The organism is Thiorhodospira sibirica ATCC 700588, from assembly GCF_000227725.2.
Lineage (GTDB): Bacteria > Pseudomonadota > Gammaproteobacteria > Ectothiorhodospirales > Ectothiorhodospiraceae > Thiorhodospira > Thiorhodospira sibirica.
Map to the genome: position 1 here is coordinate 160,395 of NZ_MU255056.1, position 13,980 is coordinate 174,374.

Here is a 13,980-nt window from a genome sequence, read left to right on the forward strand (position 1 = left end):
GGTAGCCGCCGATGTAGAAGTTCCAGGCGATTTCGGGGGCGTTGTCGAAGTATTGCTGGGCGTTGATCCAGATTTTGCCGTCGGCATAACGGGGTTTGTCGATGATGTTATCGCCGTTGCCGGTGAAGGGATAGGGGGCGGGGCCGATGGCGGCGGGTTCCATCAGGTGCAGTTGGCGGAGTTGGTTGCCTTTGGCGGCGATGTCCCAGAATTGTTGGGGGCTGCTCGGCCAGGGAATGCGCGGAAAGTCGATTTTCAGGAATTCGGCGTAGGTGTCGCGGTAGGCGGGGCAGTGCAGGACGCCGTAGATGTAATCAAACACGGCGAGTTCATCCGGCGTACCATGCTTGGGATGGGTGGCGAGGGTTTGGAGTTTGGCGTAAATGTCGGGGTCGAAGTTGATGCGGCGGGTTTGGTCGATGTCTTGCTCAGTGGGATAGAGGTAGAGAGGATGAAAAACACCGCCGCCACGATAAAAAGCATTAAAGTCCAAGATTTCGTTGCAAACAAAAACAAGATTCCATTGCATTTGTCCAACGACCTGTCCTTGGCGTCCAATAACTAAAGATGGAACCTCTTTTCCTGCAACTTTAGATATCACTTCAAAACGCGGACGGCAGATAAAGCCTCTTGATGTTCCGGTGTAGTACGTCCAACGCAGATCAAACGGTCTGTAAGTGATTCGAGTTAGTAACTCAGGGTTTGGCTGCCCAATATCCTTTCGGGCAGATGGAATATTCCAGTCTTGAACATCTTTACCCAGTTGGTATTTCACTCGCGCTGCTTCTGGCTCCAAGGCTGCAAAATCCTGCACGCGCTGCCATAAGCGTTCCCTGTTTTCGTCAATGGTCAGGCTGTCTCGTGCGGTGACAATACCCACGGAATTTACGGGCATTAACTCATTGACGGCAAATCCCGCCTGATACTGTTCAAAGGCGGCAACGTTTCGCGGGACAAAAGCGTATTGTGGGGCGTGGTGTTGCAGTGTTTGCCAGCGTTGATCGCGGAGTGTGAGTTGTTCGAGTGCGGCATATTTTGCGGTGCGTTCGCCCCAGAGGTCGGTGTGATAGAGCTGGGCGGCGGTGGTGGGTTTAGTCCGGGTTTAATAGGCGGTATTGTCTGGCTGAAAGGTGTTTTTCTGCCAGTGCCCGACGATTGGAAGATGCCGCTACGGGGAGCGCCGAGTTTTACTCGGCGGGTCGGGACAAGGAGCTAAAAATCAGCCGAGTACAACTCGGCGATCCAGATAACCACTCTGCGCTACGCGGCTAAAACTCTCCCCCTGCCAAGGGGGAGTCCCGCCGCAGGCGGGGAGGGGGTTGGTTTTTTTAAACACATAACCACCCCGCCCCTGACGGGGCACCCCTCCTTAAAAAGGAGGGGAGTTTTTTTACATGGAGCTGGAGCTCCATGACCCCCGGTGCGGAGCGGGTACTCCGCGTTCCCAGGATGATGCCGCTATGTTGTATTTTAATTTTCGGGGACGTAGACGAAGCTGCCGTCGGGCATGCGGTAGGCGATGCCTGCGCGGATGCCATCGCCGACGCCGATTTCGCCACTGGCGCGGTAGTGTTGCAGGACTTCGCCTTCTTTGATGATCATTTCCATATTGGGTTGACCGGCGTTGCGAATAAGGGTGATGTCTTCGTCCCAGAAGTGGGTCATGGGGTTGCTGGCTACGGCGAGCAGTAGCGCGGCGATGATGACTAAAAAGACATCGATCAGGTTGACGACCGACAAAATCGGGTCATCGGATTCTAAATCATCGAGTAAACGAAGCGGCATGAGCTGTCTACGCCTGTGGGCGTCTCCGGGCGAGTGGTTGAGGGTTTAGTGGCGCTTTTGTTCAAGGTGTGCCAGTTCGGTGGCGTACCAGCGTTTGCGGACGCTGACGGTCCAGTAGGTCAGGGAGGCGGCAATCAAGGCCAAGATCACCGCAGAAAAGGCCACGACCAGATTTTGGCTGGCACGATGCAGCTCACCTTCGGCCAGGGCCATGAGGGCGGGTCCCATGGGGATCATGGTGGCGACCAGGCCCAGCATTGGGGCTACCCGGCTGGCCATGCGGGCCATTTCCAGGCGTTTGACGGCGATGGCTTCCAGGTCGGTGAGACTGAGCGCCGGGTTTTGTTGTTGGGCAAATAATAGCTCTTGGCCGCGTGGGTCGTTGGTGGCACGCTGGCGGGCTTGCCACAAAAAGGCTCCCACGGCAAAGAAGGCATAAAAAAACAGCCCGGCAACGGCCAGCAAGACGGGTAGCATGAACAATTGGCTGAGGCTATACATGGCCTGTTCGATGGTCAACGACATGGGGTATTCGCTCCAAAAAATTAAGGGTAATTGTTTGAAATGTGGCGGACACATCTTGTGTTCGCAGGGTAGTTTGTGCGGCATCATCCTGATGCCGCTACGCAAAACGCCGCCTTAACGGGTTGCCGGGATGCGCCGGGCCTGATAGACCACACCGCCTAACAAGGCCAGCAGCGCCAGCGCCGCCAGTAACAAATCCGTCCAGTTCAGCGTAAAACCGGCGGCTTGTGTGCTAACGGGTTGTAGCTGCTGGCCGGTGACGGCTTCGCTGGGTGGATGATTGGCCTGGGCGGCATTGAGACTGCTAAAGTCCAGTCCAAAGCCTGCAGCGGCTTGTTCTGCAAATGCCTGCAACAGGCTGCTGGCGGGCTGATAATCAAGCTCGGTCAGTGCTTCGTGATATAGCTCCAGCAGGGTCTGCACGGTGTCATCGGCAGCTTGCCAATAGCCTTTGCGGATGGCTTCCAGCATGCGCTCGGTGATCTGTGCCAGGGCATTGGGGTTGTGCTCGGCAAACCATTCGCGTATCCCCAACTCCAGCGCATCGCGGATATAGACATCGACGAAGCTTTCCCATTGATCATCGCGTACCACCTCCGGGGCAACGGCCTGCCAGCCCCAGAAATTGTTGACGGTATCGAGGATATTGAGGGTTCCGGCATAGCCTTCTTGCTGCATGGCGCTGATCCATTGCGGATGGAAATAACGCGAGCGCAGCTCGGCGGCTAAAAAGCGCCCGGCGGACTCTACCCGCATCCGTTCCGGCTGGCGCAGGTTGCTGATGTACAGCGCCGGGCTTTGGCCGCTGAGGTGACGCACTGCCAGCGATAGGCCGCCAAGGTATTGGAAGGGGTCATCGGTGCTGAGCATGCCGTAGAGGTTTGATGAGCGCGACAATACGGCGGCCTGCACGCCGTGTAGTTGCTGGGCGTAAAGGTTGATGTCCTCAAGGCGGCTTCCCCATAGGGATTGATCCACACCAAAGGCATATTGCATACGCTGCAGGTACAGCTCGGCCAGGCGGGTTTCATCCTCCCAGGAATCCGATGCCAGGGTGGCTTCATCCAGGCCGGTACCATAGACCCCGCTTTGATTGGAGAAGACCCGTACCCGGGCGTACTCACGCGCCAGCGCGGCATCAATGCCCTGCGCCAGCAGCGTTTGTTCCAGGGCTTGCGTATGGCGCTGTACCGCGTTGTTGGGCTCATCAAGCGCGGCAATTTTCTCCACCGCTCTGGCAATCAGGCTAATGACGTGCGGAAAGTGATCGCGATACAGGCCGGTGGCAGAAATCACCACATCCACGCGGGGCCGTCCCAGGGTTTCCAGCGGGATGACCTCAATATCGGTGACACGGCCAAAGCGATCCCATTGCGGCTGTACGCCCAGGGCATAAAACACCTGGGCTTCAAGAATGCCCAGATGGCGCATGGCCTCGACTGACCACAGCGAAAAGGCGATTTTTTGCAAATCTTCGCCGCTGTGTTCGCGATGACTTTCCAGGAGCTGATCAAAGGCTTGACGCCCAGCCTCCCACGCCTGTTGGGTGGGCAGTTTGGACGGATCAAAACCATACAGATTGCGCCCGGTGGGCAGGCTTTCCGGGTTGCGGATCGGGTCACCGCCATAGTGGGTGGGTAGGTAACGTCCATCCAGCGCGGCCAGCAGACCGGCATATTCCTGTCCTGCGCCCAGAGCCTCAAAATAGCCTTTGGCGGTCTCCAGCCAGACCGCCAGGCTGGGGTCTTGCAGTGGCTGATCTTCTAGCAGATGCGCAGCGAGGAATTGGTATGGCTCGCTATGTTCTATGGCGTTGAAATCCTCGACAAACAGCTCTTCGATATCGACGCCCAGCGCGTTATAAAACGCCTCGCCCAGCATTTGCATGACGGTCAGCAGGCGATGTCGTTCCTGCGGTGCCTGGCCGAAGCTATGCAGACCCAGGGGTTGGGAGACTTGCGCCAGATCGTGCAGATAATCGTGCAAAATCGGCTCAAATCTGTGGAAATCCGCAAGGGCAGCAGTGGCCTCCCAGCCAATATCCTCCAGCAGGTTGAGGGCCTGGGCCTCGGCGACGATGGCCTGCTCGGTATGGCTGCGGACACTGCCTTCATCCAGCAATTCATATTCATGCAGCAGATCGTGCAAGGGCAGCAGGCTTTGCTGCAGTCCCGCCGGGGCAAAGGGTGGCGTCTGGTGGCTAATGATGGTGGCGCGCCCGCGACGCTTGGCCTGGGTGGCTTCGCCGATGTTATCGACGATGTATGGATAAATCACTGGGGTATCGCCCAGCACCAGATAGGGGTCATCAAATACCCACAGGCCGCGTTCCTTGCCGGGCGTCCATTCCTGGGTGCCGTGCGTGCCGAAATGAATCAGGGCATCGGCGCTAAAGTGCTCACGGGCGTAGAGATAGGCCGCCATATAAAAATGAGTCAGCGGTATGCGGGTGTCATGATAAATCGAGCGCTCAATGGGTTCATCCACGCGCCCCCGGAGTGGCTGCGGCATGATGAGCAGATTGCCCAGCAGCAAGCGCGGAATCACAAAGGCCGGTTCGCCGTCTGTCCACAGCATCGGATCTTCTTCAGGAGCACCCCAATGCTCCTCAACACGGTCACGCACGCGGTCTGGCAACCCCTGATACCAGGCAAGATAGTGCGCCAGCGGCAACTGTCCGGCACGGGAGGGATCTGCCTGCAAGGTTGCCAGGGACGCTGGGCGGTAAAATGGCTCCAGCAAGGCGGTGGTATGTTCAATCAGCGTGGCCTCGTCGTGTACCGTCACGGTATAACCGGCCTGGGCCAAGGCATCGCTTAAAAAGGCCAGGCTGCGCGGCACATTCAAAAAGGAAGCTGCCAGATTATGCTGACCGGGAGGATAGTTATAAAACATCAGGGCCACGCGCTTTTCGGCATTGCTCTGACGACGCAGGTGGGCCAATCTGAACACCTTGGCCAGCAACGCCTCGGCCTGTTCGGGAATCAGGCGCAATTGGCCATCCTCCACCGCCGCCACCACCAGCGGGTCTGTCAGGCCAACAAATTCCGGCACGGCCAGATAAAACGGTACGCTGCCCATCGGCAAGCCCACAACACTATCGTGCCAATCCTGGGTATCGCCACTGCGCCAGCTGAGGGCTTGCAGCACGGGTACCCCAAGGCGCTCGTATTCTTCGCGCCGCTGGCCCTGATACATCGCCTGAAAATTGATCAGCACCTCAAAAGCTGCCTGGCCGTCGCGTTGCACAAAATCCAGCGCCCCACTATCCGCCATCAGGGGATGATAAAACACCAAAGGGCGGGCACCGGCAGCCTCAATCTGTGCAATCAGGGCGTCAATATGCGCGGTGGTGCCGTTGGCGATAAAGGATTGATGAATCACCAGACCGATCACCGCGCTGGGCGTACCTACGCGGGTCTTGGCAAAGCGCTCGTAACTGCCCAGATCGGCAAACACCAGCGCCGGGTGGGCCGGATGATAAATCCCGCTTTCCGGAAAGATGATAGGCGGCGAGGTACGCCCGCGTGCGGTGCGGGTAATATTCACCGCGACAAAGCGAAACAGCCGATGGAAATTCTCCGCGCCACCGTTGCGATAGTATTCATACAGAGAATCCCGCTGCGAGACCGGCAGCCCGCCGCCACTCTCCGCGCCCTGGGCCGCGACCAGAACCCACGGCACACCGGCGGCCTCCAGCAGCGGCTGCATGATGCCTAGCATGCGTCGGGCGTCGTGTTCACGCGGGGCGTCCAGAATAACCAGACGCGCCCCGTCCAGACTCGCGGCTAACTGCGCGGCATCCTCACGGTCAATATTGGCCAGGCGCACACCGATACGGTGCGCCTGTGCGGCCTCCTGCAGCAGGCTGAATTTACCGCCGAGGATGAAATCACTGCTAATCAAGGTCACTGGCGGGTTTGCGCTAGTGGCCTGCAGGGGGCCACTGGTCAGAGCCAGCAAAACCCATGCAGACAGCATCAGCCTTAAGGCATACAATGTTTGATAAGACATCAGGTGCTTGTTCTCTTTTTAAAATCCGCCATGCAAACTCAGGCGCAGGGCACGCGGGGTTTCGGTGTAATTAAACAGCGGAGATTTCTCTGCCAGGCGCACATCGGTGAGATTGTCAATCCCGGCCACCACCTTCACCTGGGGGCTGAATTGATAGCTCAGATCGCCATGCCATAAGGCATAGGCGGGTACGCGCTGATGATCCAGATATTGACGCCCGGTGTGTTCCGTGCGCAGATGCGTTTGCCAGGGACCGCTGGCCCATCCCACGCGGGCACCGAGCAGCTGCTCGGGACGGCTGTTGAGCGCCTGACCGGTGTTTTTATCCTCGGTATCGAGCCACTGTGCATGAGCGCCCAGATAAAAGCCTTGCGGTAAACGCCACTGCAGGGCACTTTCCATGCCCTGAATCCGGGCCTGATCAATGTTGCGGTAGATATACACTCGCCGCGTACCCTCAAGACCGATGGGGTCTACCGTGATCAGGTCGCGGATATCGGTATGAAACAGCGTGGTTTCCCAATCCAGGGGGCCGTGGGTATAAATCAGCCCCAGCTCAAAGGACTGGCTGGTTTCGGGCTTGATATCATCATTGCCATAGAAGGTATGCGGTCCCTCAGCGGCCATATAGGCACTGGAGCCTTGTTTGAGGGTCGGTGCCTTGAAGCCCTCGCCATAGCCCCCACGCACGGTCCAACGCGGATCGACATGCCACACCAGATACACCCTGGGGCTGGTTTCGCCACCAAAACCGCTGTGCTTGTCGTGACGCACACCCAGCGTCAGCAAGACCGCCTCGCTTAACTCGATTTCATCCTGCACATACAGGGCCTGAAAATCGGCATCCGCCTTGCCCTTGGCAAAACCGGCGTTATGCATGGTTTCCTGACGCGCATCAAAACCGGCCGTGATCCACTGTGCCGCCCCCAGCGCAAAGCTTAGGCGTCCATCCACCCCCTGCTCATCAAGACTCTGGGGACGGGTCGGCGCAACGCCGCCACTGCGTTGATTGGCCACGGCAAAGCTTGAATCCCAGAGACTGAGCTGAGTGTGTATCTCCTGCCCGTCGGCCTGCCAGCGCACCACGCTTTGACGGCGTTCAATATCATAACGGTCATGAAAAACCACCGTGCCGCGTCGGTCGTAGCGCTGGCGCGCCTCATCGACACGGCGATGCTCCAGATCAAAGCGCTGACCGGCAACCGGCTCCCACGAAGCCAACAGATTTCCGGCGCTTAAATTACGGCCATCAGTTTCCGAAACCGCAGAATCGTCAGGCTTGCTTAACATCGCCTGATCACGGGCACTGCCCGATACGGCAATGCGCAGCGTCTCCGTCACGCCCCCGGAAACGCTGATTCCGCTGCTTAAACTGTCGCCATCGCTGCGCTGATCCAGCCAGCGTCCCCCCACGCGCAGCCGACCAGACCACTCAGCCTGTGGGCGTGCCGTGATGACATTAACCACCCCGCCCAGGGCATCGGAGCCATACAGCACCGACATTGGGCCGCGCACCACCTCAATACGCTCCACCCCATCCAGCGGCGCCCACTCATATTGATAATCCGAATGACCTACCCAGTCATCGGTAGTAATAATCCGCTGTCCGTTGACCAAAAATAAGGTATGACGGCCCTCCATGCCGCGCAGTGATACGGTCTTGCGCCCGCCAACCCCGCGTCCGATCATGGCCACACCGGGGGTATCGCGCAAGCTATCCAGAACATTCTCAGCACCTTGCGTATCCATCTGCTCACGCAAGATGACCGAGGCCGCCGCCGGTACCTCACGCACACTCTGGGCACGTTGTGTGGCGGTGACCACCACCTCATCCAGATAACTGTCTGGTGCCGCCAGGAGGGTATCAGGAACACACAGCGCGCAAACACCTAAAAGCGCGGGAAATGCCCGACGTAGCGGGTCAGGCCAGGGAAATGGCGAAATATCAGAGAAAAAAGAACGTGCGTACATGTACCAATGGCCCGTATTTAATGATCATTATGGGTCAATGGCTGCCTATCCCAACACAGGGCATCGGTTGCTGGTATGGTTGACAAATGCTTGATTGAACGTGGCAAACAGCGGCTAATCCAAAAGCGCGTTTACTCCGTGTGGATGATCTACATGCTGCGCTGCGTGTGGCTGCTTGCTTTTACAGTTGGCACAGCGTCCGCTACAGGTATGCGGCTTTTCCTCCTCCAGCGCAAAAATCTGCGCAAGCTTCGGCTCGCGGGCGTATTCTGGTTGCATATCCAGGGTAGGGCTTAGGTAGTACATGGGACTCTCCAGGGGAAACAGTGAAGCCAACGGGCCTCACTTGGTTAAAATCAGCTTGCCGGAACGGGTCAGGCGCAGAATGTAGCGTTGTTCACCGTGCGCAATCGCAATCGAACGCTGGCCCTGTAACAAAGCATGACTGTCAATTATCGGCGGCACACCGGCCTCAAGAGGCAGCGGCATGGTTGGCGAACGGTGCGACAGCGTAAAAAGATCGGGGGAGGAAACGGCTTTGGCATGCATCGGGGACTCCTTTTGTAAATGATAATAATTGCTATTTACATTATTTTAATGAAGTCGTCAATATTTATTGCTTGATCAGCAAGGCCCGTCGCGATAGAACTGAGGCGTTTTGACGTTTTCTGGGTCTTAAGGTGACGAATGCCAAGACAGTCGCAGGTATTGGGTCAGAGCGGATGGATGAAGGGGAGATGCTCGACGGGCAAGCATTCCTTGGGGCTGGGACGGTTGTTTTGCAGGAGGAATCCCCCAGTTTATGCCTTAGCAACGCACGCCAACTGGTGTTGCAGCAGCTCGGCGAGGGTGTGGGCGGTGTCTGCAAAGTCCAGCTCTAGTCCCAGTTGCACGGCTGAGGTGGTCTGCAGTCCAGGATGGCCGCAGGGGTTGATGCGGGTAAAGGCGCTAAGATCAGGATGCAGATTAAAGGCCAGGCCGTGATAGCTGCGCTGTTGACGAATGCGCAGTCCCAGGGCGGCGATTTTGGCATCGTTTACATACACCCCTGGGGCCTCGGGTCGGGCATAGGCGCTGATCTGGTGGCTTGCCAGAAAGGTGATCACGCAGTGTTCCAGCAGCGAAACCAAGGCTCTGACGCCAAGCTTTCGGCGTTTGAGATCCAGCAGCACATAGATCATGATTTGACCGGGGCCGTGGTAGGTGACCTGTCCACCACGATCTACCTGGATGACTGGAATATCACCGGGATTGAGCAGGTGCTCGCGGCGTCCGGCAAGCCCCAGGGTAAACACCGGGGGATGTTCGACCAGCCAGAGCTCATCCGGGGTGTCGGCCTGGCGCTGGGCGCTAAATTGCTGCATCTGTTGCCAGGTGGTGAGATAGTCACAATAACCCAGATAGCGGATCAGCGGCGAAATGGCAGACACAGACGCGATGTTTAGTAAGCCTTGCGATAGCCCAGGCTGCTGATGATCAGGGCGATGCCGACGGTGATGTTGACGCCTCCGCGCCATACCAAGGGAACTTCAAACCAGTTGAGGCTACTGGCCAGCAGCAGCATCAGGCCGATCATCAGCCAGCTGCGCAGTGGATAGACCTGCACGGCGCGCTGAGGGCTTTGCAGGCCATGCAGGCGGGCGAGATTACGGATACAGCTTTTTTTAAAGATCAGTTGCCCCTTGGCCAGCCCCAGCAACACCGCCCCGGCCAATACGCCAAACGCACCACCCCAGCCGAGTTGGCCAAGATGCAGACCCTGAGACAGGCGCAGCAGACCATAGCTCAGCAAGATAAGCCCCCCACACAGCCACAGCGCGAAGGCGAGTTGTTGCAAGCGCAGTGGCGCAAGACGCCCCGGCCATAGCAAGACCAAGGCAAACAGGAAGATGGCTGGCGAGAAGTAGAGGTTGTTCATCGGTGATCCGTGATCCGCACAGTGCCGCCCGGTTAAATCGGCGGTTCCCCGAGTTGCTCGCCCAATTTGGCAATCACATAAACCCGCATGGCGGCTTCCAGGGCGGTGCTGCCATGGGCGAGGATATCGGGTTCCATGGAGGCCGCCCAGAGCTGGTTGCCCTCGGTGTCCCAGTTCAGATCAATGTGTGCTTCGTCGATAATCGGGCCGCCCTGTGACCAGTAGATGGTCGGGCTGAAACGGCGGGGCGCGAAACCATGCCCCGGATCGTACATCAAGACCCCGCTTTGCCGGTCACGCTGCACCTCAACCGCTCGCGCCTTGGCAACCCAATAATCAATCGCTTGTGGAGACAGTTCTCTGGTAGTCGTCATGCGCTTCGTATCAGACCTGTGTTAAGAAACTGCGCGTTTTTCCGCTGGGCATTCCCGGATCGCGGCGGCGTTAGCCCTGAGTCCAAGGCCGTGGATTTATTCCCATTCAATCGTGGCCGGAGGTTTGCCCGAGATGTCATAGGTGACGCGTGAGATACCCGCGACTTCGTTGATGATCCGCCGTGAGACCAGATCGAGAAAATCATACGGCAATGGTGCCCAGCGGGCTGTCATAAAGTCTACTGTCTGTACCGCCCGCAAGGCAATCACATAATCATAGCGTCGGCCATCGCCCATCACCCCGACCGATTTGACCGGCAGGAAGACCGCAAAGGCTTGCGAGACCTGATCATATAAGTCAGCACGGCGCAGCTCTTCAATGAAGATATGATCCGCCTGGCGCAACAGCTCGGCATATTCGGCCTTGACCTCGCCGAGAATACGCACCCCCAGCCCTGGGCCGGGAAATGGATGGCGATAGACCATCTCGCTGGGCAGCCCCAGCTCCAAGCCGATCTGGCGCACCTCATCTTTGAATAATTCGCGCAGCGGCTCAACCAGCGTGAGCTTCATGTGTTCCGGCAGGCCGCCGACATTATGGTGTGATTTGATCACATGCGCCTTGCCGGTGCTGGAACCGGCGGATTCAATCACATCCGGGTAAATGGTGCCTTGTGCCAGAAAACGGGCCTGCTGGCGTTGCGTGGCCTGTTCATCAAAGACCTCGATAAATACCCGGCCAATGATCTTGCGCTTTTGTTCGGGATCAGTGACCCCGCGCAGGGCTTCCAGAAAACGCGCCTGGGCATCCACCTTGATCACCCGCACGCCCATATGCCGGGCAAAGGTTGCCATCACCTGCTCGGCTTCATGCAAACGCAACAAGCCATTATCCACAAACACGCAGGTCAGCTGCTCACCAATGGCCTGATGCAACAGGGCTGCCACCACCGAGGAATCCACACCGCCGGAAAGCCCCAGAATCACCTCGCCGGTGCCCGCCTGGGCCTGTATCCGGGCGCGCATATCATGGATGATATTGCCCGGCGTCCAGTGTGCCCCGCAGCCACAAATCTCATGGACAAAACGCGCCAGAATGCGCTGACCCTGACGGGTGTGGGTGACTTCAGGATGAAACTGCAGCCCGTAAAACCTGCGCGTCTCATCGACCATGCCAGCCAGCGGGGCATCCTTGGTTTTACACAGGCAGCGAAACCCTTCCGGCAGGCGCGTCACCTTATCGCCGTGTGACATCCACACATCCAGCAGGGCCTCGCCGGTGGGAGCAGCATGATCTTCTATGGCCTGCAACAGCGTTCCTGGATATTCCAGCGCGACCTGGGCATAGCCAAATTCACGCTGCGCGGAGGCACTGACCGCCCCGCCCAGTTGTGCGGCCATGGTCTGCATCCCGTAACAAATGCCCAGCACCGGCACCCCCAGCTCAAACACCACCGCCGGGGCCTGTGGGGGGGTGCTGTGGGTCACGGATTCCGGCCCGCCGGAGAGAATCACCCCGCGTGGACTAAATGCCTGGAGCGCCTGGGGGTGCATATCCCACGGGTGAATCTCGCAATACACCCCCGCCTCGCGCACACGGCGCGCAATCAGTTGCGTGTATTGAGAGCCGAAATCGAGAATCAGGATGCGATCAGCGTGGATATTTATCATCAATTAGGCGGGCCTGTATCAAGTATCAGTCAAAGGCGCAAGGCATTGCGCAAGTGCCCTAGTATAGCCGCCACGATCAAGGCCGCAAAGACTCCCCTCCTTTTCAAGGAGGGGTGGGGTGGTTTTGACCCCCTCCCCGCCTGCGGCGGTAGTCCCCCTTGTCAGGGGGAGAGTCTTGGCGTACAGCGCAGGGTGATTATGGAGCAAAAAACAGTTCCTTGATTTGTTATCAAAGTTATTTATAATTCCTTGCTATGAGAAAGCAATACAGCATTGGCGAGTTTGCCAAACGCCTTGGGCGGTCGCCACAGACGATCCGGCGCTGGGAAGCTGAAGGGAAGCTGCAAGCCAAGCGGCTGCCGTCGGGGCATCGGTATTTCGATGAATCCGACGTGCGTTTGATGCGGGGTGGGGCGCCGAAGACGCGCGACGTGGTGGTCTACTGCCGCGTGTCGAGTGCCGGGCAAAAAGACGATCTCGCCTCGCAGGTGCGGGCGATGGAGGCTTACTGTCTGGGCGCGGGAATCGCGGTGGATGAGTGGATTCAAGAGATCGGTGGCGGAATGAACTTCAAGCGCAAGCGCTTTCTCGCACTGGTCGATCGTATCCAGCGTGGGGACGTGCGCCAACTGCTGATTGCCCATAAAGACCGCTTAATGCGCTTTGGTTTCGATTTCTTCGCCCACATCGCCGCAGAAAACGGCTGCAAGATCGTGGTGGTCAACCAGGAATCGCTCTCGCCTGAGCAAGAAATGGTTGAGGATTTATTGGCGATTGTGCAGACCTTTTCTTGTCGGCTGTACGGGATGCGCAAATACAAACAATCCATCAAGGAGGACTTTGCCGAGATGCCCGTTCGCCAGCCCAAGGATTTGTGTGAATGAAAGTCACGCGGATTTTGTGCGCCAAGCGCCCGAACAAAGGCAAGCTCGCGGCCCTTCGCGAACAGGCGCGGCGGCTCGGGCAGGTGCGCTCCGAGGTCTGGCAGCGCTTTGGCTCAATTGGCGGCGTGGGCTTGTCCGACCGCCAGATTCGCGATGCCTGGCTGGGCGAAGGCCGCGCGTTCCCGGTCGCAGCGAATGCCTGGAAAGAAACCCTACGCGATGCCAAGGGCGACATCACGGCTTACATGGAAGCGGCCAAGGTCAAAGCGCGCCGCTGCATCTCGCGTCATACCCAGGATAAGGCCGAACAAAAACGCCTGTTCACCGCACTCAAAGGCAACGACTGGGTATACGATCCTTATCTGCGCCGAATGATGCGCAAGCACTGGAAGCATGGTCACAATCACACGCACAACCAGATTATCGTGCGCTCGGACAACTACACCACCTTTCAACTCGGTGGGCGTGCCTGGATCAAAATTCCCGGCTTGGTGAAAGGTCAACGCATCGCCATTCCACTCAACACCACCGTTGAGCCGACCGGCACCCTGCGCATTATCATCAAAGACGATGAGTGCATCGAAGTTCACTATTACATGGAAGTCGAAGCCAAGCAGGACTGCGGCGAGCGCACTATCGGCATCGATAAAGGCTACTCTGAAGTCTTGGTCGATTCCGATGGCGACCACCACGGCCAGGAACTGGGCGCGATCCTCACCGACCAATCCGACAAACTCAAGATCAAATACCAGCGTCGCGCCAAGCTGCGGGCACTCGCCAACAACACCCGCAACCCGCGCAAGCGTCAACACATTCGCCAGTTCAACCTGGGACGCAA

At 57.9% G+C, this 13,980-nt stretch carries 12 protein-coding genes and 1 pseudogene; 2 read left to right on the top strand and 11 right to left on the bottom strand.

The genetic code is table 11. From position 1 onward, the window contains the following. The 11 genes from THISIDRAFT_RS00895 to guaA form a co-directional block, all read right to left on the bottom strand. Positions 1-880: type ISP restriction/modification enzyme (locus THISIDRAFT_RS00895; protein WP_221913928.1), on the bottom strand; the 880-nt coding region annotated here is incomplete at its 3' end. A gap of 590 nt (positions 881-1,470) precedes the next feature. Continuing rightward, a complete protein-coding gene (locus tag THISIDRAFT_RS00900) occupies positions 1,471-1,785 on the bottom strand; it encodes a DUF2149 domain-containing protein (RefSeq protein WP_006788191.1) in 315 nt (104 codons plus the stop codon). Positions 1,786-1,830: 45 nt separating this feature from the next. Beyond that, the gene (locus THISIDRAFT_RS00905; RefSeq protein ID WP_006788192.1) at positions 1,831-2,310 is read right to left on the bottom strand and encodes a MotA/TolQ/ExbB proton channel family protein; all 480 of its coding nucleotides are present in this window, start codon (positions 2,308-2,310) and stop codon (positions 1,831-1,833) included. A 114-nt stretch (positions 2,311-2,424) separates the two neighbouring features. Further along, a complete protein-coding gene (cobN, locus tag THISIDRAFT_RS00910) occupies positions 2,425-6,324 on the bottom strand; it encodes a cobaltochelatase subunit CobN (protein WP_006788193.1) in 3,900 nt (1,299 codons plus the stop codon). Positions 6,325-6,342: 18 nt separating this feature from the next. Continuing rightward, positions 6,343-8,295 (bottom strand): TonB-dependent receptor plug domain-containing protein, encoded by a 1,953-nt coding sequence (locus tag THISIDRAFT_RS00915; RefSeq protein WP_006788194.1) that lies wholly within the window; start codon positions 8,293-8,295, stop codon positions 6,343-6,345. 114 nt (positions 8,296-8,409) lie between these two features. Then, positions 8,410-8,601, bottom strand: coding sequence for a hypothetical protein (locus THISIDRAFT_RS00920; protein ID WP_006788195.1), 192 nt, complete (start codon positions 8,599-8,601; stop codon positions 8,410-8,412). A 36-nt stretch (positions 8,602-8,637) separates the two neighbouring features. After that, a complete protein-coding gene (hemP, locus tag THISIDRAFT_RS00925) occupies positions 8,638-8,844 on the bottom strand; it encodes a hemin uptake protein HemP (protein ID WP_006788196.1) in 207 nt (68 codons plus the stop codon). 251 nt (positions 8,845-9,095) lie between these two features. Then, complete coding sequence (lipB, locus tag THISIDRAFT_RS00930; RefSeq protein WP_006788199.1) at positions 9,096-9,725, bottom strand: lipoyl(octanoyl) transferase LipB; 630 nt, start codon at positions 9,723-9,725, stop codon at positions 9,096-9,098. A gap of 11 nt (positions 9,726-9,736) precedes the next feature. Further along, positions 9,737-10,213: a hypothetical protein gene (locus THISIDRAFT_RS00935; protein ID WP_006788200.1), complete on the bottom strand. Its 477-nt coding sequence runs from the start codon at positions 10,211-10,213 to the stop codon at positions 9,737-9,739. 32 nt (positions 10,214-10,245) lie between these two features. Then, positions 10,246-10,587: a phage protein NinX family protein gene (locus THISIDRAFT_RS00940; protein ID WP_006788202.1), complete on the bottom strand. Its 342-nt coding sequence runs from the start codon at positions 10,585-10,587 to the stop codon at positions 10,246-10,248. Positions 10,588-10,683: 96 nt separating this feature from the next. After that, positions 10,684-12,258, bottom strand: a complete 1,575-nt coding sequence (gene guaA / locus THISIDRAFT_RS00945) for a glutamine-hydrolyzing GMP synthase (protein WP_006788203.1) — start codon at positions 12,256-12,258, stop codon at positions 10,684-10,686. 254 nt (positions 12,259-12,512) lie between these two features. Here guaA and THISIDRAFT_RS00950 point away from each other — a divergent pair, with 254 nt between their 5' ends. After that, the gene (locus THISIDRAFT_RS00950; protein ID WP_006788207.1) at positions 12,513-13,142 is read left to right on the top strand and encodes an IS607 family transposase; all 630 of its coding nucleotides are present in this window, start codon (positions 12,513-12,515) and stop codon (positions 13,140-13,142) included. After that, a pseudogene (locus tag THISIDRAFT_RS00955) lies at positions 13,139-13,980 on the top strand (RNA-guided endonuclease TnpB family protein); the annotation flags it as partial. The gene THISIDRAFT_RS00950 and the pseudogene THISIDRAFT_RS00955, both read left to right, overlap by 4 nt.

Excerpts from the sequence above, each read along its gene's own strand:
- THISIDRAFT_RS00900 (WP_006788191.1), bottom strand. The coding sequence starts at position 1,785 with ATGCCGCTTCGTTTACTCGATGATTTAGAATCCGATGACCCGATTTTG.
- THISIDRAFT_RS00905 (WP_006788192.1), bottom strand. The coding sequence starts at position 2,310 with ATGTCGTTGACCATCGAACAGGCCATGTATAGCCTCAGCCAATTGTTC.
- cobN (WP_006788193.1), bottom strand. The coding sequence starts at position 6,324 with ATGTCTTATCAAACATTGTATGCCTTAAGGCTGATGCTGTCTGCATGG.
- THISIDRAFT_RS00915 (WP_006788194.1), bottom strand. The coding sequence starts at position 8,295 with ATGTACGCACGTTCTTTTTTCTCTGATATTTCGCCATTTCCCTGGCCT.
- THISIDRAFT_RS00920 (WP_006788195.1), bottom strand. The coding sequence starts at position 8,601 with ATGTACTACCTAAGCCCTACCCTGGATATGCAACCAGAATACGCCCGC.
- hemP (WP_006788196.1), bottom strand. The coding sequence starts at position 8,844 with ATGCATGCCAAAGCCGTTTCCTCCCCCGATCTTTTTACGCTGTCGCAC.
- THISIDRAFT_RS00935 (WP_006788200.1), bottom strand. The coding sequence starts at position 10,213 with ATGAACAACCTCTACTTCTCGCCAGCCATCTTCCTGTTTGCCTTGGTC.
- THISIDRAFT_RS00940 (WP_006788202.1), bottom strand. The coding sequence starts at position 10,587 with ATGACGACTACCAGAGAACTGTCTCCACAAGCGATTGATTATTGGGTT.
- guaA (WP_006788203.1), bottom strand. The coding sequence starts at position 12,258 with ATGATAAATATCCACGCTGATCGCATCCTGATTCTCGATTTCGGCTCT.
- THISIDRAFT_RS00950 (WP_006788207.1), top strand. The coding sequence starts at position 12,513 with ATGAGAAAGCAATACAGCATTGGCGAGTTTGCCAAACGCCTTGGGCGG.